Annotated in this window: 23 protein-coding genes; 13 read left to right on the top strand and 10 right to left on the bottom strand. The window is 59.8% G+C overall.

What is annotated here, in order from left to right:
* Positions 1-128: 128 nt before the first annotated feature.
* The 4 genes from speB (at position 129) to AB9L16_RS06560 (ending at position 4609) form a co-directional block, all read left to right on the top strand.
* A complete protein-coding gene (gene speB / locus AB9L16_RS06575; RefSeq protein ID WP_003222717.1) occupies positions 129-1079 on the top strand; it encodes an agmatinase in 951 nt (316 codons plus the stop codon).
* A 10-nt stretch (positions 1080-1089) separates the two neighbouring features.
* Complete coding sequence (locus AB9L16_RS06570) at positions 1090-1512, top strand: YybH family protein (RefSeq protein WP_375123264.1); 423 nt, start codon at positions 1090-1092, stop codon at positions 1510-1512.
* 51 nt (positions 1513-1563) lie between these two features.
* The gene (locus AB9L16_RS06565) at positions 1564-3066 is read left to right on the top strand and encodes a cytosine permease (protein WP_073472863.1); all 1503 of its coding nucleotides are present in this window, start codon (positions 1564-1566) and stop codon (positions 3064-3066) included.
* A gap of 163 nt (positions 3067-3229) precedes the next feature.
* Complete coding sequence (locus tag AB9L16_RS06560; protein ID WP_071174740.1) at positions 3230-4609, top strand: sodium:solute symporter; 1380 nt, start codon at positions 3230-3232, stop codon at positions 4607-4609.
* Between the two features lie 161 nt (positions 4610-4770).
* On the opposite strand, the gene AB9L16_RS06555 is transcribed toward AB9L16_RS06560, so the two are convergent.
* Together AB9L16_RS06555 and AB9L16_RS06550 are read right to left on the bottom strand one after the other, a co-directional pair.
* On the bottom strand, positions 4771-4899 hold the full coding sequence (locus tag AB9L16_RS06555) for a PA1414 family protein (RefSeq protein WP_003184145.1): 129 nt from the start codon (positions 4897-4899) through the stop codon (positions 4771-4773).
* Between the two features lie 142 nt (positions 4900-5041).
* A complete protein-coding gene (locus AB9L16_RS06550; protein ID WP_041478964.1) occupies positions 5042-5935 on the bottom strand; it encodes a LysR family transcriptional regulator in 894 nt (297 codons plus the stop codon).
* A 103-nt stretch (positions 5936-6038) separates the two neighbouring features.
* On the opposite strand from AB9L16_RS06550, the gene AB9L16_RS06545 reads away from it, so the two are divergent.
* Positions 6039-7220, top strand: coding sequence for an MFS transporter (locus AB9L16_RS06545; RefSeq protein ID WP_375123263.1), 1182 nt, complete (start codon positions 6039-6041; stop codon positions 7218-7220).
* Here the strand turns inward: AB9L16_RS06545 and AB9L16_RS06540 are convergent.
* The 3 genes from AB9L16_RS06540 to AB9L16_RS06530 form a co-directional block, all read right to left on the bottom strand.
* Positions 7168-8097: a DMT family transporter gene (locus tag AB9L16_RS06540; RefSeq protein ID WP_024012047.1), complete on the bottom strand. Its 930-nt coding sequence runs from the start codon at positions 8095-8097 to the stop codon at positions 7168-7170. The two genes, AB9L16_RS06545 and AB9L16_RS06540, sit on opposite strands and share 53 nt — an antisense overlap.
* A 252-nt stretch (positions 8098-8349) precedes the next feature.
* Positions 8350-8742 (bottom strand): DUF2177 family protein, encoded by a 393-nt coding sequence (locus tag AB9L16_RS06535; RefSeq protein WP_150636587.1) that lies wholly within the window; start codon positions 8740-8742, stop codon positions 8350-8352.
* Positions 8743-8837: 95 nt separating this feature from the next.
* Positions 8838-9674, bottom strand: a complete 837-nt coding sequence (locus AB9L16_RS06530) for a S1 RNA-binding domain-containing protein (protein WP_375123262.1) — start codon at positions 9672-9674, stop codon at positions 8838-8840.
* A gap of 339 nt (positions 9675-10013) precedes the next feature.
* Here AB9L16_RS06530 and AB9L16_RS06525 point away from each other — a divergent pair, with 339 nt between their 5' ends.
* The 3 genes from AB9L16_RS06525 (at position 10014) to AB9L16_RS06515 (ending at position 12069) form a co-directional block, all read left to right on the top strand.
* Positions 10014-10202 (top strand): hypothetical protein, encoded by a 189-nt coding sequence (locus tag AB9L16_RS06525; protein ID WP_016985943.1) that lies wholly within the window; start codon positions 10014-10016, stop codon positions 10200-10202.
* Positions 10203-10405: 203 nt separating this feature from the next.
* Entirely contained in the window at positions 10406-11122 is a 717-nt protein-coding gene (locus tag AB9L16_RS06520) for a TorF family putative porin (protein WP_150742422.1), read from the top strand.
* A 77-nt stretch (positions 11123-11199) separates the two neighbouring features.
* On the top strand, positions 11200-12069 hold the full coding sequence (locus AB9L16_RS06515; protein WP_375123261.1) for a DUF6279 family lipoprotein: 870 nt from the start codon (positions 11200-11202) through the stop codon (positions 12067-12069).
* A gap of 120 nt (positions 12070-12189) precedes the next feature.
* Here the strand turns inward: AB9L16_RS06515 and AB9L16_RS06510 are convergent, their stop codons facing one another.
* Complete coding sequence (locus AB9L16_RS06510) at positions 12190-12582, bottom strand: transcriptional regulator (RefSeq protein ID WP_095180673.1); 393 nt, start codon at positions 12580-12582, stop codon at positions 12190-12192.
* Positions 12583-12756: 174 nt separating this feature from the next.
* On the opposite strand from AB9L16_RS06510, the gene AB9L16_RS06505 reads away from it, so the two are divergent.
* The 3 genes from AB9L16_RS06505 to AB9L16_RS06495 all read left to right on the top strand — a co-directional run bounded on the left by AB9L16_RS06505 (position 12757) and on the right by AB9L16_RS06495 (position 14309).
* Entirely contained in the window at positions 12757-13500 is a 744-nt protein-coding gene (locus AB9L16_RS06505) for a thioredoxin family protein (RefSeq protein WP_236167950.1), read from the top strand.
* Between the two features lie 256 nt (positions 13501-13756).
* Positions 13757-13930 (top strand): YhfG family protein, encoded by a 174-nt coding sequence (locus AB9L16_RS06500; protein ID WP_110645024.1) that lies wholly within the window; start codon positions 13757-13759, stop codon positions 13928-13930.
* Between the two features lie 103 nt (positions 13931-14033).
* Positions 14034-14309 carry a hypothetical protein gene (locus AB9L16_RS06495; protein ID WP_041478956.1) on the top strand — a complete coding sequence of 92 codons (276 nt, stop codon included), beginning with the start codon at positions 14034-14036 and terminating at the stop codon, positions 14307-14309.
* Positions 14310-14360: 51 nt separating this feature from the next.
* Here AB9L16_RS06495 and AB9L16_RS06490 read toward each other — a convergent pair whose 3' ends face one another.
* Positions 14361-15701 (bottom strand): DEAD/DEAH box helicase, encoded by a 1341-nt coding sequence (locus tag AB9L16_RS06490; RefSeq protein ID WP_024012040.1) that lies wholly within the window; start codon positions 15699-15701, stop codon positions 14361-14363.
* Positions 15702-15892: 191 nt separating this feature from the next.
* Here AB9L16_RS06490 and AB9L16_RS06485 point away from each other — a divergent pair, with 191 nt between their 5' ends.
* The gene (locus AB9L16_RS06485; protein WP_375123260.1) at positions 15893-17191 is read left to right on the top strand and encodes a mechanosensitive ion channel family protein; all 1299 of its coding nucleotides are present in this window, start codon (positions 15893-15895) and stop codon (positions 17189-17191) included.
* A 90-nt stretch (positions 17192-17281) separates the two neighbouring features.
* Here the strand turns inward: AB9L16_RS06485 and AB9L16_RS06480 are convergent, their stop codons facing one another.
* From AB9L16_RS06480 to AB9L16_RS06470, 3 genes are all read right to left on the bottom strand, one after another.
* The gene (locus AB9L16_RS06480; RefSeq protein WP_122882071.1) at positions 17282-18139 is read right to left on the bottom strand and encodes a carboxylate/amino acid/amine transporter; all 858 of its coding nucleotides are present in this window, start codon (positions 18137-18139) and stop codon (positions 17282-17284) included.
* 712 nt (positions 18140-18851) lie between these two features.
* Positions 18852-19451, bottom strand: coding sequence for an FMN-dependent NADH-azoreductase (locus AB9L16_RS06475; RefSeq protein ID WP_041478822.1), 600 nt, complete (start codon positions 19449-19451; stop codon positions 18852-18854).
* Positions 19452-19683: 232 nt separating this feature from the next.
* Complete coding sequence (locus AB9L16_RS06470) at positions 19684-19998, bottom strand: hypothetical protein (protein ID WP_016771198.1); 315 nt, start codon at positions 19996-19998, stop codon at positions 19684-19686.
* 49 nt (positions 19999-20047) lie between these two features.
* On the opposite strand from AB9L16_RS06470, the gene AB9L16_RS06465 reads away from it, so the two are divergent.
* Positions 20048-20971 (top strand): LysR family transcriptional regulator, encoded by a 924-nt coding sequence (locus tag AB9L16_RS06465; protein WP_016771199.1) that lies wholly within the window; start codon positions 20048-20050, stop codon positions 20969-20971.
* The last annotated feature ends 6 nt before the right edge of the window (positions 20972-20977 follow it).

The raw sequence follows: 20977 nt of genomic DNA, 5'->3' as shown, positions 1-20977 counted from the left end.
ACTAAGTTTTTGCCCGTAGCGATTCTTCCCCGTCACTACATTTCGCATGATCGGCCCCACAGCGGCGTCCGAACCTGTGCTCAACGGCGCGCCGGCATAAATAAAACAAAGACGATGAGGCCCTACCCGTGGACAAGATTCTTCACCAACCACTGGGCGGCAATGAAATGCCGCGCTTCGGCGGCATCGCCACCATGCTCCGACTTCCCCATGTACCGACCGCAGCCGGCCTCGACGCTGCCTTCGTTGGCGTGCCGCTGGACATCGGCACTTCGCTGCGCCCCGGCACGCGCTTCGGGCCGCGCGACATCCGCACCGAATCGGTGATGATCCGCCCGTACAACATGGCCACCGGCGCCGCGCCGTTCGACTCGCTGTCGGTTGCCGACATCGGTGACGTGGCGATCAACACCTTCAACCTGCTCGACGCCGTGCGCATCATCGAAGAAGCCTACGACAACATCCTCGAGCACAACGTTATCCCGATGACGCTGGGTGGCGACCACACCATCACCCTGCCGATCCTGCGGGCGATTCATAAAAAGCACGGCAAGGTTGGCCTGGTACACATCGATGCCCACGCTGACGTCAACGATCACATGTTCGGCGAGAAGATCGCCCACGGCACCACGTTCCGTCGTGCCGTCGAAGAAGGTCTGCTCGATTGCGATCGCGTGGTGCAGATCGGTTTGCGTGCCCAGGGTTACACCGCTGACGACTTCAACTGGAGCCGCGATCAGGGCTTCCGCGTCGTTCAAGCCGAAGAGTGCTGGCACAAGTCGCTGGCGCCGTTGATGGCCGAAGTGCGCGAGAAGGTCGGTGGCGGTCCGGTGTATCTGAGTTTCGACATCGACGGCATCGACCCGGCCTGGGCGCCCGGCACCGGCACCCCGGAAATCGGCGGCCTGACCACCATTCAAGCGATTGAAATCGTCCGTGGCTGTCAGGGCCTCGACCTGATCGGCTGCGATCTGGTAGAAGTCTCGCCCGCTTACGACACCACCGGCAACACCTCGCTGCTGGCCGCCAACCTGCTGTACGAAATGCTCTGCGTACTGCCTGGCGTGGTTCATCGCTGAGGGTCGGGTCATGCACGCACGTGATCAGGTTTTGCACGCGGCCGCCGAGTTGGTCGCCGCGTTTGCGCGTAACGATCGCGAAGCTTACTTCGGCGCATTCAGCACCGATGCCAGCTTCGTTTTCTACACCCTCGACCAGCCGTTGCTGTCGCGCGATGCCTATCAGGCGTTGTGGGACCGCTGGCGCGCCGAGGAGGGTTTCGAGGTGCTGTCGTGCACCTCGAGCAACGCCTTTGTCAGCCTGCAGGGTGACGTGGCGGTTTTCATCCATGACGTGGCCACCGAGCTGCGCATGCAAGGGGAGCAACATTTCAGCCAGGAGCGCGAGACGATTGTTTTCAGAAGACAAGCGTCGAGCGTAGAACAACAAGGCCTATGGCTGGCCTGTCACGAACATTTGTCCGCAATGCCGGAAGGGCTGCCACCCCCTTAGCCAATGGTGACGCTCACGCACGATGAGCGCGCCTGATGATCGGAGCAGATCATGAATAACAACAACAACGAAAAAAGCCTTAGCAGCATCGAAACAAACGGGGTCGAACAGATCCCGGATCATGAGCGCGACGCCCGACCCAGCGACCTGTTTCGCTTGATCTTCGGCGGCGCCAATACGTTTGCCACCGCTGTGCTCGGCAGTTTCCCGGTGCTCTTCGGCCTGTCGTTTCAGGCCGGTGTCTGGGCGATTGTCCTGGGTGTGGTGGTCGGTGCGCTGATCCTCGCGCCGATGGGTCTGTTCGGCCCGCTCAACGGCACCAACAACGCCGTGTCTTCCGGTGCGCACTTCGGCGTGCACGGGCGGATTGTCGGGTCGTTCCTGTCGTTGCTGACGGCGATCGCGTTCTTCTCGCTGTCAGTGTGGAGCTCGGGTGATGCGCTGGTCGGCGGCGCCAAACGCCTCGTCGATTTGCCGGAAACCGACCTGACCCTGGGCCTGGCCTACGGTCTGTTCGCGCTGCTGGTGCTGACCGTGTGCATCTACGGTTTCCGCATCATGCTGTGGGTCAACCGCATCGCCGTGTGGGCCGCGAGCCTGTTGTTCCTGCTCGGCATCTTCGCCTTCGCCCCCGCTTTCGACAGCCAGTACGCCGGCAGCGTGGCGCTGGGGCAGGCCGGGTTCTGGGCGGCATTCATCGGCGCGGCGCTGGTGGCGATGAGCAACCCGATTTCCTTCGGTGCGTTCCTCGGCGACTGGTCGCGCTATATCCCGCGTGAGACGCCGAAGGGCCGGATCATGCTGGCGGTGATCGCCGCGCAACTGGCAACGTTGATCCCATTCCTGTTCGGCCTCGCCACCGCCACCATCGTCGCGATCAAGGCACCGGACTACATCGCCGCGAACAACTATGTCGGCGGCTTGCTGGCCGTGTCGCCGAGCTGGTTCTTCCTGCCGGTGTGCCTGATTGCGGTGATTGGCGGCATGTCCACCGGCACCACGTCGCTGTATGGCACCGGGCTGGACATGTCCAGCGTGTTCCCGCGCGTGCTCTCCCGGGTCAAGGCGACCTTGCTGATTGGCGTGCTGTCGATCGCCTTCATCTTCATCGGCCGTTTTGCGGCGAACCTGGTGCAGAGCGTGTCGACCTTCGCCGTGCTGATCATCACCTGCACCACCCCATGGATGGTGATCATGATCATCGGCCTGGTGGTACGGCGCGGCTTCTACTGCCCGGATGACCTGCAAGTGTTCACCCGCGGCGAACAGGGCGGACGCTACTGGTTCAACCACGGCTGGAACTGGCGCGGTCTGGGGGCGTGGATTCCGAGTGCGCTGGTCGGCCTGTGCTTCGTCAACCTGCCGGGGCAGTTCGTTGGCCCGCTGGGCGAACTGGCCGGTGGCATCGACATCAGCTTACCGGTGACATTGGGCCTGGCGTCGGTGGTGTATCTGACGCTGCTGCGCTTGTTTCCTGAGCCTCGGGAGGTGTTTGGGCCAACGGATGTGCGCAGTGAAGCCGCCATAAAACCCGAACTACGTCAGGCCGCCTGAATAAACGCAAAACCCTGTGGGAGCGAGCCTGCTCGCGAAGACTTCAGCACATCCAACATTGGTGTGACTGACAGACCGCCTTCGCGAGCAGGCTCGCTCCCACAGGAAGCCCTGCAGACCCCATTTGCTTGACCATAAAAAAGACAATCGGAGACACGCCATCATGGCTTTGGATTTATTCGTCGTACTCATTTATGCCGCTGCGATGCTGATTCTCGGCTACTACGGCATGCGCAAGGCCAAGACCCACGAAGACTATCTGGTTGCCGGGCGTAACCTGGGGCCGTCGCTGTACATGGGCACCATGGCAGCAACCGTACTCGGCGGCGCGTCCACCGTCGGCACGGTCCGTCTGGGCTACGTGCATGGTATTTCCGGTTTCTGGCTGTGCGCGGCACTGGGCTGCGGCATCGTCGCGCTGAACCTGTTCCTCGCCAAACCCTTACTGAAACTCAAGGTATTCACCGTCACCCAGGTCCTGGAGAAGCGCTACAACCCGATGGCGCGCACCGCCAGTGCGACGATCATGCTCGCTTACGCGCTGATGATCGGCGTGACCTCGATTCTGGCGATCGGCACCGTGCTGCAAGTGTTGTTCGGTCTGCCCTTCTGGATTTCCGTACTGCTGGGCGGCGGTATCGTGGTGACTTATTCAACGATCGGCGGCATGTGGTCGCTGACCCTGACGGACATCGTCCAGTTCGGCATCCAGACGGTGGGCCTGATGTTCGTGTTGTTGCCGATCTGCCTGTACCGCGTAGGCGGCTGGGACCAACTGGTCGCGCAACTGCCAGCGGCCAGCTTCAACTTCACCAGCATCGGCTGGGACACGATCATTACCTACTTCATGATCTACTTTTTCGGCATCCTGATCGGCCAGGACATCTGGCAGCGGGTGTTCACCGCCAAAAGCGAAAAGGTCGCCAAGTACGCAGGCACCTCGGCCGGGATCTACTGCATCATTTACGGTCTGGTCTGCGCCTTGATCGGCATGGCTGCGCATGTGCTGATTCCGGATCTGGACAACGTCAACAACGCGTTCGCCGCCATCGTCAAAGTCTCGCTGCCCGACGGCATCCGTGGCCTGGTGATCGCTGCCGCACTGGCGGCGATGATGTCCACCGCCAGCGCCGGCCTGCTCGCCGCGTCCACCACCCTGACCGAAGACCTGCTGCCGAAACTGCGCGGTGGCAAACAGTCCAATGTCGCGGTCAGCCGTCTGTTTACTCTGCTGACGGGGATCGCGGTGTTGGGCATTGCTCTGGTCGTCAATGACGTGATCAGCGCGTTGACCCTGGCTTACAACCTTTTGGTCGGCGGCATGCTGATTCCGCTGATGGGGGCGATTTTCTGGAAGCGTGCGACTACTGCCGGGGCGATCAGCGCCATGACGCTGGGCTTTATCACTGCGCTGGTGTTCATGGTCAAGGACGGCATGGACGCGAACACGCCGATCTATTACAGCCTGGGTGTCAGCCTGGTTAGCTTTGTACTGGTCAGCCTGTTCTCGCCGCGCCCGGCGACCGTGGCCACTGCGGTGTGAATCGACTGTAACGAGGTGATGTTTTCTTCAGCGGGTGTGGCGTCGGTAGCCACACCCGTTTTTTTCGCTTGGCGAAAAGCAAAAGATCGCAGCCTTCGGCAGCTCCTACCATTTGTAGAAACTGCCGACGGCTGCGATCTTGAAATCTCTGATCGGAGGTATTAACGGCGACGTGGCTGGCGCCGACGCTGTTCGTCGTCCGTGCGAATCGGTACCGGTTGCAGAGGCGGTTCGATCAAACCGAGGGCAACTCCCAAATCGTGCAGCCAGTTCTGGATTTTCTCTTTCATCGTCATGCCCCCTTCAGGGTGGTGCTGAGCGGCCGGAATTCTGAGGCCGCTTCGCACTGATAATAGTCCGAAGTCCTACGCAATGCTCGGCCAAATCCGCAATGATCTGTTACTGAATTGAACAGAATCTGTTGCGATTGGTTCACGCGGTTTCCCGCACTTCATGCAAAGCCACGGGATAGACCGCTTGCTGCACGTCAATCCAGGCATTCAGGTTGGCCCCGGCCATACCCTTGCGCCACATGAGCCACGTTGTCGCACCCGCGAACGGCTCGGCCAACGGATGCACGGCGACGCTTTCGCGACCCGGCAGGCTGGCCAACATCGACTCGGCCATCAACGCCACACCACTGCCGGCAATCACACAGGCGAGCATGCCCTGATACGACTCGATCTCCATCGGCCGACCCATTGCTGCATGGTAGTGAGAGAACCATGCCTCCAGGCGCATGCGATAGGAACAGCCCTGACGGAAGGTGAATACCGAACGCCCTTCCACGTCGCGCGCGCTGTGCACCGGTGGATGGTCGATTTCAGTGATCAGCACCAGCCGTTCCTCGCACAACGGCACGCCATCAAGCCCGGCCAGTTGCAGCGGTCCGTCGACCAATGCCGCGTCGAGGCGGCCGGTGAGCAAACCTTCGAGCAATTCGCCGGTCGGTGCCGATTGCACCTGCAAATTCACTGTCGGGTATTGCTTGTGATAACGCGCCAGCAGCGCCGGCAGATGGATCGCCGCCGTGCTGTACATGGTGCCCAGCACGAAATCCCCGGCCGGTTGCCCGCCCATCACCGCCGCACTGGCCTGATCGCGCAGGGCAAACAGTTTGCCGGTGTAGTCGAGCAGCACCTTGCCCGCCGGCGACAACTGCAAACGCTGCCGTTCGCGGACGAACAGCTCAACGCCCAGTTGCTCCTCAAGCTGTTTCAGCCGCGTTGACAGATTTGATGGCACCCGATGCAGGCGCTCGGCGGCGCGGGTGATCGAGCCTTCCTCGGCGACCGCCTGAAATATCCGCAGCTGGCTGAATTCCACAATCTTCTCCTGAACAGAACAAGTTACTCACTATTATTCAATTTTAAAGAAAGTCAATCGATCCTAGCCTGACGGTCATTGCTGCCTTGAAGGAAGCCCGACCATGTCGCCGCTGATACGTTTATCCGCCTGTTTCGTTGCCCTGATGATGGCCATGGGCATCGGCCGTTTCGCCCTGACGCCACAGATGCCGCACCTGCTCAGCGAAGGGCAGATCGACCTCACCGCCGCCGGGCTGATCGCGGCGGCCAACTACCTCGGCTATCTGCTTGGTGCTGTGGATGCGATGTTCGCGCAGCGGCCGCAGCAGGTGCAGCGACGGCTGCATGGCGGGCTGTGGCTGTGCGTGCTGCTGACACTGGCGTCGTTCTGGGCCAGCGGTTTCTGGTCGCACCTGCTGTTGCGCTTTGGCACCGGGGTGGCGAGTGCCTGGGTGCTGGTGATGATTACTTCGCTCAGCCAGCCGCTGGCGGCGGCAGCGGGTCGCCCGCGCTGGGGTGCTCTGGTTTTTGCCGGGCCGGGTCTGGGGATTTTTCTCACAGGCTTGCTGGCGCTGGTCTCACATCGATTGCAGCAGACATCGGCAACCCTGTGGCTGATTTACGCGGCGGCTGCGCTGCTGATGATGCTCGGCGTCTGGCGGTTGTTACCGCAGCCCACGGCGGCAGCGAGGCCAGCGACAATGCATGTGAAAACAGCGAATCGAGGCATTGGCCGACTGGCGCTGGTGTATGCGCTGTACGGCATCGGCTACATCATTCCGGCGACGTTTCTGGCGCAAATGGCCAACGCGCAGTTTCATGGCCAGTGGCAGGCAGATCTGTTCTGGCCGTGTTTTGGCCTCGGCGCGGCGATCGGTGTGTGGCTGGTGAGCTTGCGTCGGCATGATCCCGAGACCACGCGGCACTGGCTGATGGCGACGCTGTGGCTGCAAGCGGCCGGAGTGTTCGCCTGTCTGCTGGGCAGCGGCGTCGGCTTGGCGTTGGGGGTGATCCTCTGCGGCACGCCGTTTCTGGCGTGCATGCAACTGGTCATGCAGCGTTCGCGAGAGCTGGCGCCCCACGCCACTCAGCGCAACGCCGGGATGCTCACGGCGTGCTTCGCTGTCGGCCAACTGAGCGGCCCGCTGCTGGCGGCGCTGAGCAGCCATTTCAGCGGCGGTTTGCAGCCGGCGCTGCTGATCGCCGGTGCCGGCCTGTTGCTGGCCGGCGCGCTGGCGATGCAGGCCAAGGCTACTGGCCCAGCGCCTTGCGCAAACGCCGACGCAGCCACTGCTCGGCGCTGACGAAAGTGATGCCGAGCAGCACCAGCACGGCGCCGATGACGAAGTTCAGGCTCAACTGTTCGCCGAGCAGCAGCACGCCGAAGGTCACGCCGAACAACGGCGTCATGAACGAGAACACCGCAAGGTTGGCCGCCAGATAACGGCGCAGCAGCCAGAACCACACCAGGTAGCTGAAGAACGACACCACCAGCCCTTGGAACAGCACACTGGCCACCGCCACGGTAGTCAGGCTGACGTGGGTGATCTGGCCGCTGAACAGCGCGATCAACAGCAGACCGAGGAAACCGACCAGCAACTGATAGAACAGGGTCAGCGTCACCGGCGCTTCCGACAGTCGCGAGGCGCGCACCACCACGGTGGTCGCGCCCCAACAAGCGCCGGCCAATACGCCGAAGGCATCGCCCAGCAGCATGCGCCGATCAAGGTTGTCCCACGACACACCGCCGGCGAAGGCAATCGCAATGCCGATGAAAGCCAGGAGAATCCCCAGCCATTGCAACGGGCGCAACCGCTCGCTGGCGAGCAGGAAATGCACGCCGAGTGCGGTGAAGATCGGCGCGGTATACAAGAACACCGACATATGCGCGGCGGTGGTCAGTTGCAGGCCTTCGGCGATGAACAGGAACTCCAGACCAAACAGCGCACCGGCCAGCAAGCCGCCGCGCCAGGTGCTGCCGACCTGATCCCAACCGCCCTTCCAGCAGATCAGCAAACCGACCAGCAACGCAGAAATCCCCGAGCGCCCCGCCGCTTGCATCACCGGCGCGATGTCAGTCGCCGCCCATTTGATCAGGACTTGCTGCACACCCCAGATCAGGCACAGGCCGATCATCACTTGCAGGGCAAAACCGTCGGCATTGCGCCGCTCGGCACTCACCGCAACACCTCGAACACACACAACATGGCAGGCCATCCAATGGTCAGAAAACAGTGTCGGGGATTATCAATCAGATGCGCGGAAAAAGCCGTCTGGAAAAGACCTTTATTTGGTCAGTGGCGTCAGCGCTGAATGGTTGACGGCTGCGCCGTCATTCGCGGGCAAGCCCGCTCCCACAGAGGGTTCGGTGAACATGTGGGAGCGAGCCTGCTCGCGAAGAGGCAGCATTGCCAACACAACTGCCGGATCAACTCAGGCAAACCGCTTCGCCACCAGATAACCCACCGTGCAGGCAACCGCCGTCGCCACTGTCCCCCACGCCCAGTCCATCAAACTCACCTGCACCGACCAGTCGCGCAATGTCGCCCAATTGGTCAGGTCATAAGTGCCGTACGCCACCAGCCCCAACAGCGCACCCAGCTTCGCCGCTCGCTGCCAGCTCAGCGCCGGCAAGACCACGAATACCACGCAGCCAATAACGTACAGGCAATAAAAAACCGCTGCGGGCAACAGCAGCGGTTTATCCAGCATCAGCGAACCGAGAAGTTCGCGATAGGTCGGCGCCATCAGCAGCCCGAGCCAGATGCCATCGAGCAGCAGAAACGTCAGTAGCGTCGAGACGTATGCGATCAGCGCCTTTTTCATTGGCTCACCCCTTTAGATGTGGGAGCCGCCGATTTTCAAGATCAAGATCAAAAGATCGCAGCCTTCGGCAGCTCCTACCATGGGCCTGCGGTGAGTCAGGTTAGTTCAATGCGATCGGCGTGGATGACGATCTTGCCTTCCTTGTACAGCGAGCCGATGGCTTTCTTGAAGTTACCCTTGCTGACGCCGAACAGGCTGCTGATCAACGCCGGATCACTCTTGTCACTGACCGCCAGGGTGCCGTCGTTTTCGCGCAACTTACCGAGGATCTTCGAACTCAGACTGCTCGCCGCTTCCTGGCCGACCGGTTGCAGGCTCAGGCTGATCTTGCCGTCGGCACGCACTTCCTTGATGAAGCCTTTCTCGCGCATGCCCGAACGCATGAACTTGAAGATCTCGTTCTTGTGGATCAGGCCCCAGTGCTTGTTGTTGATGATCGCCTTGAAGCCCATGTCGGTGGCTTCGGCCACCAGCAGATCAACTTCCTGGCCCGAGCTGTAGGTGGCCGGGGTCTTGTCCAGGTAACGATCGAGGCGCGCGGTGGCGGTGATGCGGCGCGTGTGTTTGTCGAGGTAGACGTGCACCACGCAGTATTCGCCAGCAGTCATCTGGCGCTTTTCTTCCGAGTACGGCAGCAACAGATCTTTCGGCAGCCCCCAGTCGAGGAACACGCCGATGCTGTTGACTTCAACCACTTTCAGGCTGGCAAATTCGCCGACCTGAACTTTGGGTTTTTCCGTAGTGGCGAGAAGTTTGTCTTCGCTGTCCAGATAGATGAATACGTTGAGCCAGTCTTCATCTTCGCTGGGAATATCTTTGGGGATATAACGGTTGGGCAAAAGAATTTCGCCGTCGGCACCGCCGTCCAGATATAAACCGAAGTTAGTGTGTTTAACCACTTGCAAACTGTTGTAACGCCCGACTAAAGCCATTTCCGAAACCCTCAATACGTGGGCGGCATTCTACCCGTTTTTGCCGCAAACGTCGGGCGACAGATCCTCGCAGCGGAAAATCTGCGTCAACCTGTTGATTTTGCTTGATCACTGCCCGGTGAGGTGCCGCTCGTCAGTCCGGCCGGGCGGCTTACGGCTGCGCACAATTGCCTCACGCCGATTCGATGTTCTTATTTAAAACAGGGAGTTAGCTAAAAATTAACAGTGTCGATCAGGCAATAATGCAGCGCTGGGCTTGGTTATTCCGGGGGATATTTACCAAGCTATTGTCAAGTTATTCCTGTACGATGCCTGGCCGAGTTACTTTTCTAAAGGTTAATGGCCGCCATGCGTGTAAAAGCATCCACCAGCAAAGCAAAGCCAGCTCCAGCCGTTGAAACCAGCGAATCGATCAACGATCAGATCGCAGCATTCCTCAAGTCCGGCGGCGAGATCCAGCAAATTGCCAAAGGCGTCAGTGGCCAGACATTCGGCCCGTCCAAGCAGATCAGCCTGGGCAAGAAGTAACACCGGTTTTACCCCGTCCAGAGGCGCTTTGAGCTTCGAAGCGCCTGGACTGGCACCGCGCAATACCCCTTCGCTTTAAACAAAAATCTCCGAAAATCGACGAACGGCCATCAATGCCGGGCATTCGCCGGTATCCTTGCACGCGTCTAGATCAAGCGTTTCAGCAGGCCATCGTCCTGCGCTCGCGGTTCATGGAGTGACGCATGCGCCCATTTCCCTGTTTATTGTTCGTCAGCCTGCTGTCAGGCGCGACCGCGCACGCGCAGGTTTTTCAGGGTGAACTGGGTGACTTCGATCTCAAGCTCGGCACCACGCCCAGCCGCAGCATGGCCCAGGGACTGGTCAAGCCGGCGGCGGTCGGCTCGTTTCACGGCGGCCTCGACCTGAGCCACGACAGCGGCGTGTATTTCGGCCAGTACGCGCCGAGCATGGGCATCAGCCCCGGCAAGAACCTCGAGATCGATTCCTACGTCGGCTTCAAGCAACCTTTCGATCAGGTGCTCGGCTACGAAGTCGGGATGATCCATTACAGCTACCCCCGCGTGGACACCCTCGACAGCCAGGAGCTGTTCGGCGGTCTGACTCTGCTCGGCAGTCGCTTCGGCATCGCATTGAGCAACGACCCGGATAAACAGAACAACACCTTGTTTGCCGACCTCACTGGCAATCAGCCGTTCGGCATCGGCGTGAGCATGAAATACACCACCCATCAACTGAACACACCGGTGGCGGTGGACGGTGGTTATGTCAGCAGTTTCACCGATTGGTCGGTGAAGCTGTCGCGACCATTCATGGGTGTCGATCTCGATCTGATCTACAGCAATTCCAGCCTCAGCGGCAGCGATTGCTCGGCCTATTCCGGGCACAACAGCGAGTGCGACGGCCTCGTCACCCTCAAGGCTGTACGCACGTTCTATTGATCGGCTGAACTGCCGCGCGCATCCTGCATCACATAAGAATCAGATTTCCGACGCCAGGCTCTCGCAAGGATTTGCCCATGTCTCGCTGGTTCAAACAGATTGCCGCCCTGCTCATCTTCACCCTCGCCCTCGGCGCTTGCAGCCGCGTGGGCCTGGCCTACCGTAACCTCGACGTGATTATTCCATGGTCGCTGAGTGACTACGTGGACATGAACGGCGAGCAGAAAGACTGGTTCAACGACCGGCTCAAAGAACACCTGAGCTGGCACTGCACCACGCAGTTACCGGGTTACCTCGACTGGCTGGACCGATTGCAGGCCATGGTCGAGAGCAATCAGGTCAGCGACGCCGCCCTGCAGGAGCGCACCGCCGAAGCCAAGCAGGCCATTGCCGAAACCGCCCGGGAAATCACCCCTTCGGCCATCGAGTTGCTAGAAGGTCTGGACGATAGACAGGTGGCAGAAATGAACGACGCGTTTGCCAAGGATTTGCGCAAACGTCAGCAGGAATACGTGAAACCGCCGTTGGCCCAACAGATCAAGGAACGCGGCGAGCGCATGGAAAAACGCCTGAACGATTGGCTAGGACCGCTCAGTGATTCACAGAAACAACGCGTCGTGGCCTGGACCAATGCCTTGGGCGACCAGAACACCCAATGGATCGCCAACCGCGCGCACTGGCAGCAACAGTTCAGTGCCGCCGTTGCGCAACGCCAAAGCCCCGAATTCCCACAACGCATCGAGACGCTTCTGGTCAACCGCGAGCGCTTATGGACAGCAGATTACCGCAAGGCCTACGCCAACACTGAAGCCCAGGCACGCTCGCTGTTTGTCGATCTGATGGCGCAGAGCACACCGCAACAGCGTGAGCGCTTGTTGAAGAAAATCGAGAGAGTGCGCAAGGACTTCAATGACCTGAAATGCCTGAAGGCCGCTCAGAAACCTTGAGATTACTGAAATCCAATGTGGGAGCGAGCCTGCTCGCGAAAGCGGTGTATCAGACAGTTCAATGTCACTGACAGACCGTATTCGCGAGCAGGCTCGCTCCCACAGGGAGATTTCGCTGGCTCAGGCGATTTGAGCCTTTGAAGCGACTTCATCAAATGTCACCTCATCCAGCGCATCCTCCTGCTCATCCAGCACCTGACGCGGGTGGTCGTTGCCGGGGATGCTGCTGTCGATCAGGCTCAGCAGGCTGGAACCGCGCTGCGTCAGAATGAAATTGTTGCCGGTACTGCCTTCATGATCCGGACGCGGCTCGATATAACCACGGTCAAGCAGCAGACTTTCATACTCACAGGCCAGCGTTTTCAAATGGTCGAGATTCTCGATCGGCTCGCCGGCGCTGGCTTTCTCGGCCGCGTAGGCTTCGGCATAAGCGCGGGGAGCGAAGCTCTGTCCAGCACTGTTCTGCACTTCATGCAGCAAACGTTCAATCAAATCCCAGTTATAAGTTGTCATCCTGGTTCAACCTCCGGTGCGGGTGATTTGTGCCGCTTTCAAAGGTTGTGACCCAAGCGCTGCGCAGCCGTTCAGCCGCATATCTTCGCGGCGACCGACCGGCGGTCTGTCGATTCTCTCGCTGGTTAAACGACTAGTCTGAAACAGCCGGTTCAACCCGCAGGAGACATGGTCATGAACGTTGCAAACCATCCGGTGGTATCACGCGAAGAATGGCTCGCCGCCCGTCAACAGCATCTGGCCCGCGAAAAAGCCTTCACCCGGGAACGCGATCGCCTCAGCGCCGAGCGCCGCGCCCTGCCGTGGGTGAAAGTCGACAAGGACTATCACTTCCAAGGTCCGAACGGCGAACTGAAGCTCAATGACCTGTTCGGCAACAACAGCCAGTTGGTCATCTATCACTTCATGTTTGCCAAAGACTGGGAGCAAGGCTGCCAGGGCTGCTCGTTCCTCAGTGACCACATTGATGGCGCCAACCAGCACCTGGCCCACCACGACGTCGCAGTTGTCGCCGTTTCCCACGCGCCGTTGCGCGAGTTTCAGGCGTTCAAACAACGCATGGACTGGAAATTCGACTGGGTCTCGTCAGAAGGTTGCGATTTCAATTACGACTTCGGCGTCTGCGCCCGGGCTGAAGACGTCGCCGAGGGCAAGGCTACCTACAATTACGAAAAAACCGACAGCGCCGAGGAAGAAATGCCGGGGCTGAGCGTGTTTTATCGCAATGACGAAAGCGAGATTTTTCACACCTATTCAACGTACGCACGCGGTCTGGACATGCTGGTCGGCGCTTACCACTACCTTGATCTGACGCCCAAGGGCAGGAATGAAGACGAGATCATGGAATGGGTGCGACATCATGATCGGTATGACGGTGTGCCGAAGTCGGGTTGCTGTCATGGTGAGCAGCGATCTTGAGTTCACTGTGGAGAAAACACACGAGGACCTGTGGGAGCGAGCCTGCTCGCGAAAAACGATTACACGACAAGGCGGTGCTAACGTGTCGCCTGTTTCGCGAGCAGGCTCGCTCCCAAGGAGAACAATGTCTGGTTGGGAATTTGGCACGCACGTCGAAATGTTGTTCAACGCTGTATCGTTTGTGCCGTATTAAGCCGACAGGGCTCTGCGGATGTGCGTCCGCTATAATACGAGGTTCTGACATGGACAGGCGCCAATGCAAAAGCTCAGTTTAGAAACCAAAAAAATCTGGTTTGCCAAGCATCGCAAAGCCAACTTCGCAGCGAGTTTGCGTCTTGAAGGTTTCGTTCCGTCTGCTTGTGAAGGCGAGATCAAGCTGCCGACGCGAGAGGCCGCGTTGAAAGCTATCTTGCAATTAGCTGAAACGTAGCTGTGGACTTTGATCCGCATTCCTCCTGCGAAGCTTACTGAACTTTTGCCACGCTTCAGCCCTCAACCGGTTAACCCGCCTTAACCGGAACTGAGGCCTGCCCATGAAAATCCTGATCAAGCTCTCCCTCGCCGCCACTCTCGCCTGCGCCCTGCCCGTCTGGGCTTGCACGCCGGAAGAGGCGACGATCAAACGCGAACAACTGGCCAAGGAAGTCTCAAAGCTCACCGAGCAGAATCCGGAAAAAGCCAAGGAGATTAACGCCGAGTTGCAGAAAATGGATCTGGGCACGGCCAGCGCCGATCTGCCGGACAAGTGCCAGTTGATCGATCAGCGTCTGAAGGAACTGGGATCGGCGGAGAAAAAAGCCGACAGTTGAGGACGAAAAAAAACCGGACATTGTCCGGTTTTTTTATGCGCGTTCTAAAGCTTACTCAGCCGCAGGTTCTGCTGGCTTGCGACGCTTGAGCGGGGCCATGCCGTCGCTGCTCACCAGAGAATCCGGCTTTGGACGGTTGACGCTCTTGCGCTTGGTCGGCGTCTTGGCGGCGGTTTTCTTCTTGTCGCCCTTGGCGTCGGTCTTTTTCTTCTTCACGCCGACGGCTTTGCCCGAGGCCTTGACCTTTTTCGGCCCGCCGTAGGTGCCTTTGACTTCCTTGATGGTGCGGCGCTCGAAGCTTTGCTTCAGGTAGCGCTCGATGCTCGACATCAGGTTCCAGTCGCCGTGGCAGATCAGCGAGATCGCCAGGCCATCGTTGCCGGCGCGGCCGGTACGACCGATGCGGTGTACGTACTCGTCGCCGCTGCGTGGCATGTCGAAGTTGATCACCAGATCCAGACCGTCGACGTCCAGACCACGGGCCGCAACGTCAGTCGCGACGAGGATCTTTACGCCGCCCTGTTTCAGTCGATCGATCGCCAGTTTGCGATCCTTCTGGTCTTTCTCGCCGTGCAGCACGAACGCCTTGTATTCCTGGGCCACGAGGCGGCCGTAGATGCGGTCGGCCATGGCGCGAGTGTTGGTGAAGACGATGGCCTTCTGGTAGGTCTCGTTGGCCAACAGCCAGTTCACAATCTGCTCTTTGTGCTGATTGTGGTCGGCGGTGATGATTTGCTGACGAGTCGTCGAGTTGAGCTGGCTGACCGCGTTGAGCTGCAGGTGCTCAGGGTTGTTCAGGACCTTGGCGATCATTTCGCGCAGGCCGGAACCGCCGGTGGTGGCGGAGAACAGCATGGTCTGCTGACGGTTCGGGCACTCATCGACCAGACGCTGCACGTCTTCGGCGAAACCCATGTCGAGCATGCGGTCGGCTTCGTCGAGGACCAGCACTTCAACTTCTTTCAGGTCGAGGTTGCCGGCGTTGAGCTGCTCGATCATCCGCCCCGGGGTGCCGATGAGGATGTCCGGCACTTTGCGCAGCATGGCGGCCTGGACTTTGAAGTCTTCGCCGCCAGTGATCAGGCCGGACTTGATGAAGGTGAACTGCGAGAAGCGTTCGACTTCCTTCAAAGTCTGCTGGGCCAGCTCACGGGTTGGCAGCAGGATCAGCGTCTTGATGCTGACGCGGATCTTCGCCGGGCCGATCAGGCGATTGAGGATCGGCAGGACGAAAGCGGCGGTTTTGCCGCTGCCGGTTTGCGCCGTCACCCGCAGATCACGCCCCTGGAGCGCCAGCGGGATGGCCGCGGCTTGCACTGGCGTTGGCTCGACAAATTTCAGCTCGGCCACGGCTTTGAGCAGGCGTTCGTGCAGGGCGAATTGGGAAAACACGGGTGCTACCTCGAAGATATGCAAAAAAACAGCTGCATAGGTTACCGGTTTCGAGCGCTCAGGCCGAGTTTCTTTGTGCAAACGCCGACAATCAGTGGTTTTTTTGTTGCCCGATTTGTCACTCGCTGCAATACACAGCGTCTTAAATGCTCTAATCGGCCCTCGCGTCTTACAGAAGAAACGTTTCGCTCATGGATATCAAACAGCTCTGGCTCAAAGCCCAAGGCCTCTGGGGCACGCTCGAAGAGCACCCACTTCTGCAATCGGGACTGGCGCTGCTGGTGCTGCTGGTCATCGCGCTGGTGCTCGGGCGAGTGGCGCGTTACCTGATCCTGCACGCCAGCCGCATGCTCGGCCGCCAACCGGCGTTGCACTGGATCAACGACTTTCGCCACAACAAGGTGTTTCAACGGCTGGCGCAGATGACGCCGTCGCTGGTGATCCAGTTCGGCCTGCACCTGGTGCCGGAGCTGAGCAAAACCGCGATGAATTTCCTCGGCAACGTCGCGCTGGCCTTCACCATTCTGTTCCTGCTGCTGGCGGTCAGCGCCCTGCTCAACGCCCTGCTCGACATCTACGCGCGCACCGAGCATGCGCGTACACGCTCGATCAAAGGCTACGTGCAACTGGCGAAAATGGTTTTGTACGTGTTCGGCGCGATCATCATCGTCGCCACTCTGATCGACCGCTCGCCGCTGTTGCTATTGTCCGGTCTGGGTGCGATGTCGGCAGTGATTCTGTTGGTCTACAAGGACACCCTGCTGTCGTTCGTTGCCAGCGTGCAACTGACCAGCAACGACATGCTGCGGGTCGGCGACTGGATCGAGATGCCGCAAGTCGGCGCCGATGGCGACGTGGTCGACATCACGTTGCACACGGTCAAAGTGCAGAACTTCGACAAGACGATCGTCTCGATCCCGACCTGGCGCCTGATGTCCGAGTCATTCAAGAACTGGCGCGGCATGCAGCAGTCCGGCGGTCGGCGGATCAAACGCAGCCTGTTCATCGATGCCAGCGGCGTGCGCTTCATCCGCGACGACGAGGAAGAAAAGCTTTCGCAGGTGCACCTGCTGACCGACTACATGGGCCGCAAGAAAGCCGAGCTCAAGGCCTGGAATGAGGCCCAGGGCAATGTCGCGGCGATGTCGGCCAACCGCCGCCGCATGACCAATATCGGCACCTTCCGCGCCTATGCGCTGGCGTATCTGAAGAGTCATCCGGAGATTCAGCCGAACATGACCTGCATGGTCCGGCAGATGCAAACCACCGCGCAGGGCATTCCGCTGGAAATCTACTGCTTCACCCGCACCACGGTGTGGGCCGATTACGAGCGGATTCAGGGGGATATTTTCGATTACCTGCTGGCGGTGCTGCCGGAGTTCGGGTTGAGCCTGTATCAACAGCCGAGTGGCGGGGATTTGCGCGCAGGCTTGCTGCCAGCGGTGTCGGGCTCGGCGAGTATTCCCGAGCCGGAAAAACACCTGATGTAACTTACTAATCACATGTAGGAGCTGCCGAAGGCTGCGATCTTCTGATGTTCAAGATCAAAAGATCGCAGCCTTCGGCAGCTCCTACACGGGTTACGCAGTGCGTTTAATGCCCAACCGACTGATCCACACCGCTGCCAGAATCACACCCCCGCCAAGGAACAACCGCCCCAGTTCCTCATGCTGATTCCAGATCAGCAGATTCAACAACAATCCCACCGGCACATGCAGGTTGTTCATCACCGCCAGGGTACCGCCGTTGACCATGCACGCGCCCTTGTTCCACCAGTACAGACCCAGCGCCGTCGACACCAGTCCGAGAAACAGCAACACCGCCCATTGCAGCGGCGCTTCCGGCAGGAAGTTCGACTTGCCGAACAACAGGAACGCTGGCAGCACAACCGCCAATGCGCCCAAGTAGAAATAACCGAAGCGGCGGTAATGCGGCAGGTCACTCGGATGCTTCGCCACCAGATGCTTGTACAGGACCTGCCCGGCGGCATAAGTGAAGTTGGCCAGTTGCAGCAGCAGGAAGCCCATGAAGAAGTCGGGACTGATGCTGTCGAAGCGAATCACCGCCGCACCCCCGACTGCTACCAGCGCAGCTATCAACGCCCACGGGTTGAAGCGGCGGTTCAGCGCGTCTTCGATCAACGTCACGTGCAGCGGCGTGAGAATGGTGAACAGCAACACCTCCGGCACCGTCAGCACGCGGAAGCTCAGGTACAGGCAGACGTAAGTCACCCCGAACTGCAACGCGCCGATGAGCAACATGCCACGCATGAACGCCGGCTCCACCGAACGCCAGCGCGTCAACGGAATAAACACCAGCCCGGCCAACACCACACGGACCAGCACCGCAAAGTAACTGTCGACATGCCCAGCCAGGTATTCGCCGATCAGACTGAAGGAAAACGCCTGGATCAGCGTGACAAAAAGTAGATAGCCCATGCTCGCCTCGAAAATCGAATGGCGGCGACGATAGCGGTTTTTCGGATGGGCTCCAACAGCAAACGGCGCCGGAATCAAAAGCCCCTCACCCTGGCCCTCTCCCGGAGGGAGAGGGGACTGACCGAGGTGGTTGGACAAGCTACGCCGACATGAAATACCGCATCGAATCCAAAGAAGCCAAAAACCGGCCCTCCACCACTCAACACAATGAGCGCAAGCTCGAGTACCGCTCTTGATCTTGATCCACCCGCCCCGTCGGCAGGCTGAGCGGAGGGATTGATCCGGGCGTGGGAGCGCAGCGACCGTCTGGCGCAGCCAGACACAGCGGAAGGAGGTGCAGCGAAGCAAACCGGAGCCGCTGCGCCCGGATCGATCCCGCAGCGAAGGAACCCCGAGCCCCAGCGAGCGGGCCGAACGTTGGGGCACAGACCTTTGGTTACTTTGGGGCGTTTGCCAAAGTAACCCGCTGTAAGAGCGGAACCGCCAGCCGCAACACCGCAGTAACGGATATTCACCCAAAACCCCAAGAGCCTGGTCGGCCCAAAGGCCGCCAAGAAAACCCAGACAAAAAAAAGCCCGATCTCGCTAAAGCGTTCAATCGGGCTACAGCACTCAGGAGCAAAAGTGCAAAGGGAGGTTCGATGCGCGTGGAACCTTGAAGGGGTTGCGCCAGGTCACTTAAACAATCGGCGATTATCTGGCGATTAACCGATCAAGCGACCTGAGACAATTTGGCGTTGGCCTGATTCAGGCCCTTCTCCTGGAAGTCACCGCCCAGGTTCATGCCCTCGGCATGGATAAAGGTCACGTCGTTGATCCCGATGAAACCCATCACCTGACGCAGGTACGGTTCCTGATGATCCGCAGGACCACCGGCATACACACCACCGCGAGCAGTCAGAACAAAGGCGCGCTTGCCGCTGAGCAGACCTTGCGGGCCGGTTTCGGTGTACTTGAAGGTCACCCCGGCACGCAGCACATGGTCAAGCCAGGCCTTGAGCGTGCTCGGGATCGCAAAGTTGTACATCGGTGCAGCCATCACCAGCACGTCGGCGGCGAGCAGCTCATCAGTCAATTGGTTGGAGCGGTCCAGCGACGCCTGTTCGCTGTCGTTGCGCTGTTCGGCGGGCTTCATCCAGCCGCCCAGCAAGTTGGCGTCCAGATGCGGCACCGGGTTGGCGGCGAGGTCACGCACGGTGATCTGATCGGCAGGGTGCGCGGCTTTCCACTGAGCGATGAAGGTCTGGGTCAGTTGACGGGAAACCGAGTCTTGCTGGCGGGCACTGCTTTCGATGATCAGAACGCGGGACATGGTGTGTAGCCTCCATCCGAGAATGTTGTAAGTCGATGGAGTGAAGGTTAAACAGAGTTGAATCGATGAAAAAGCGCAAATATCCGCTGTAATCCATCGATAAATTCGTTTATAAGGTAGACCCATATCCCCTGTGGGAGCGAGCCTGCTCGCGAAAGCGGAATGTCAGTCACATCATCTCTGGATGACACTCCGTCTTCGCGAGCAGGCTCGCTCCCACAGGGTAATAGCGTTATTTCGGGGTGCAGGTCAGTTTGATGCGCAGCTTGATGATCTCGCGGGTGAACTTGGCCGTGGCGTTTTTATGCTTGCCGGCCGGGACATCGATGCTGCGCGTGCGCGGTGCTTCCGGGCCGTTGCTGAACACCGCACGGCAGGTCGCGTCGACATCACCGTAGTTGGCCACGCGGATCGAGCCGATGTCGTTGTCCGTGTCGTAAGTCTCGTAGTCGATCTTCATGCCGTTGAGATCCTTTTGCACATCGATCGGATAGGCAAACGCGGTCAACGGCAGCAGCGCCAGCACCACACAACAGAATTTTTTCATTCGGCAGTCTCCATGAGGGACGGCCAGCTTAGGACAAGAGGAGCTATTGATGAAAGCGCCCCGCGTGACCCTTGATCAATGGCGAACATTGCAGGCCGTGGTCGACCACGGCGGATTCGCCCAGGCCGCCGAGGCCCTGCACCGTTCGCAATCGTCGGTCAGCTACACCGTCGCCCGCATGCAGGATCAGCTCGGCGTGCCGTTGCTGCGCATCGACGGGCGCAAAGCTGTGCTCACCGAGGCCGGCGGCGTGTTGTTGCGCCGTTCGCGGCAATTGGTCAAACAGGCCAGCCAACTCGAAGACCTCGCCCATCACATGGAGCAAGGCTGGGAAGCGGAAGTGCGGCTGGTGGTGGATGCGGCCTACCCGAGCGCGCGGATCGTCCGCGCGCTGACCGCGTTCATGCCGCAGAGTCGCGGCTGCCGCGTGCGTTTGCGCGAGGAAGTGTTGTCGGGGGTCGAGGAAGTGCTGCTCGAAGGCGTGGCGGACCTGGCGATCACCGGCCTGAGCATTCCGGGCTACCTGGGTGCGGAGTTGAGCGATGTCGAGTTCGTCGCCGTCGCCCATCCTGATCACCCGCTGCATCGGCTCAATCGCGAGCTGAGCTTTCAGGATCTGGAAACCCAGATGCAAGTGGTGATCCGCGACTCCGGCCGCCAGCAGCCGCGCGATGTCGGCTGGCTCGGCGCCGAGCAGCGCTGGACCGTCGGCAGCCTTGCCACCGCCGCGACCTTTGTCAGCAGCGGCCTGGGTTTTGCCTGGCTACCGCGACACATGATCGACCGCGAATTGAAGGATGGTTCGCTCAAGCTGCTACCGTTGGATCGAGGCGGCAGCCGCAATTCGAGCTTTTATCTGTATTCGAACAAGGACAAACCCCTGGGCCCGGCCACGCAGATCCTCATCGAACTGCTGCGCACCTTCGACACCTTGCCGCTGGACGCACCGTTTGCCGCACCTGAACAAGCCTGACACGGA

It is taken from the genome of Pseudomonas sp. LW8 (assembly GCF_041956865.1).
Taxonomy (GTDB): Bacteria; Pseudomonadota; Gammaproteobacteria; order Pseudomonadales; family Pseudomonadaceae; genus Aquipseudomonas; species Aquipseudomonas siliginis.
Note: the sequence above shows the minus strand (reverse complement) of the source record. Positions and strands in the feature narration are given on the sequence as shown.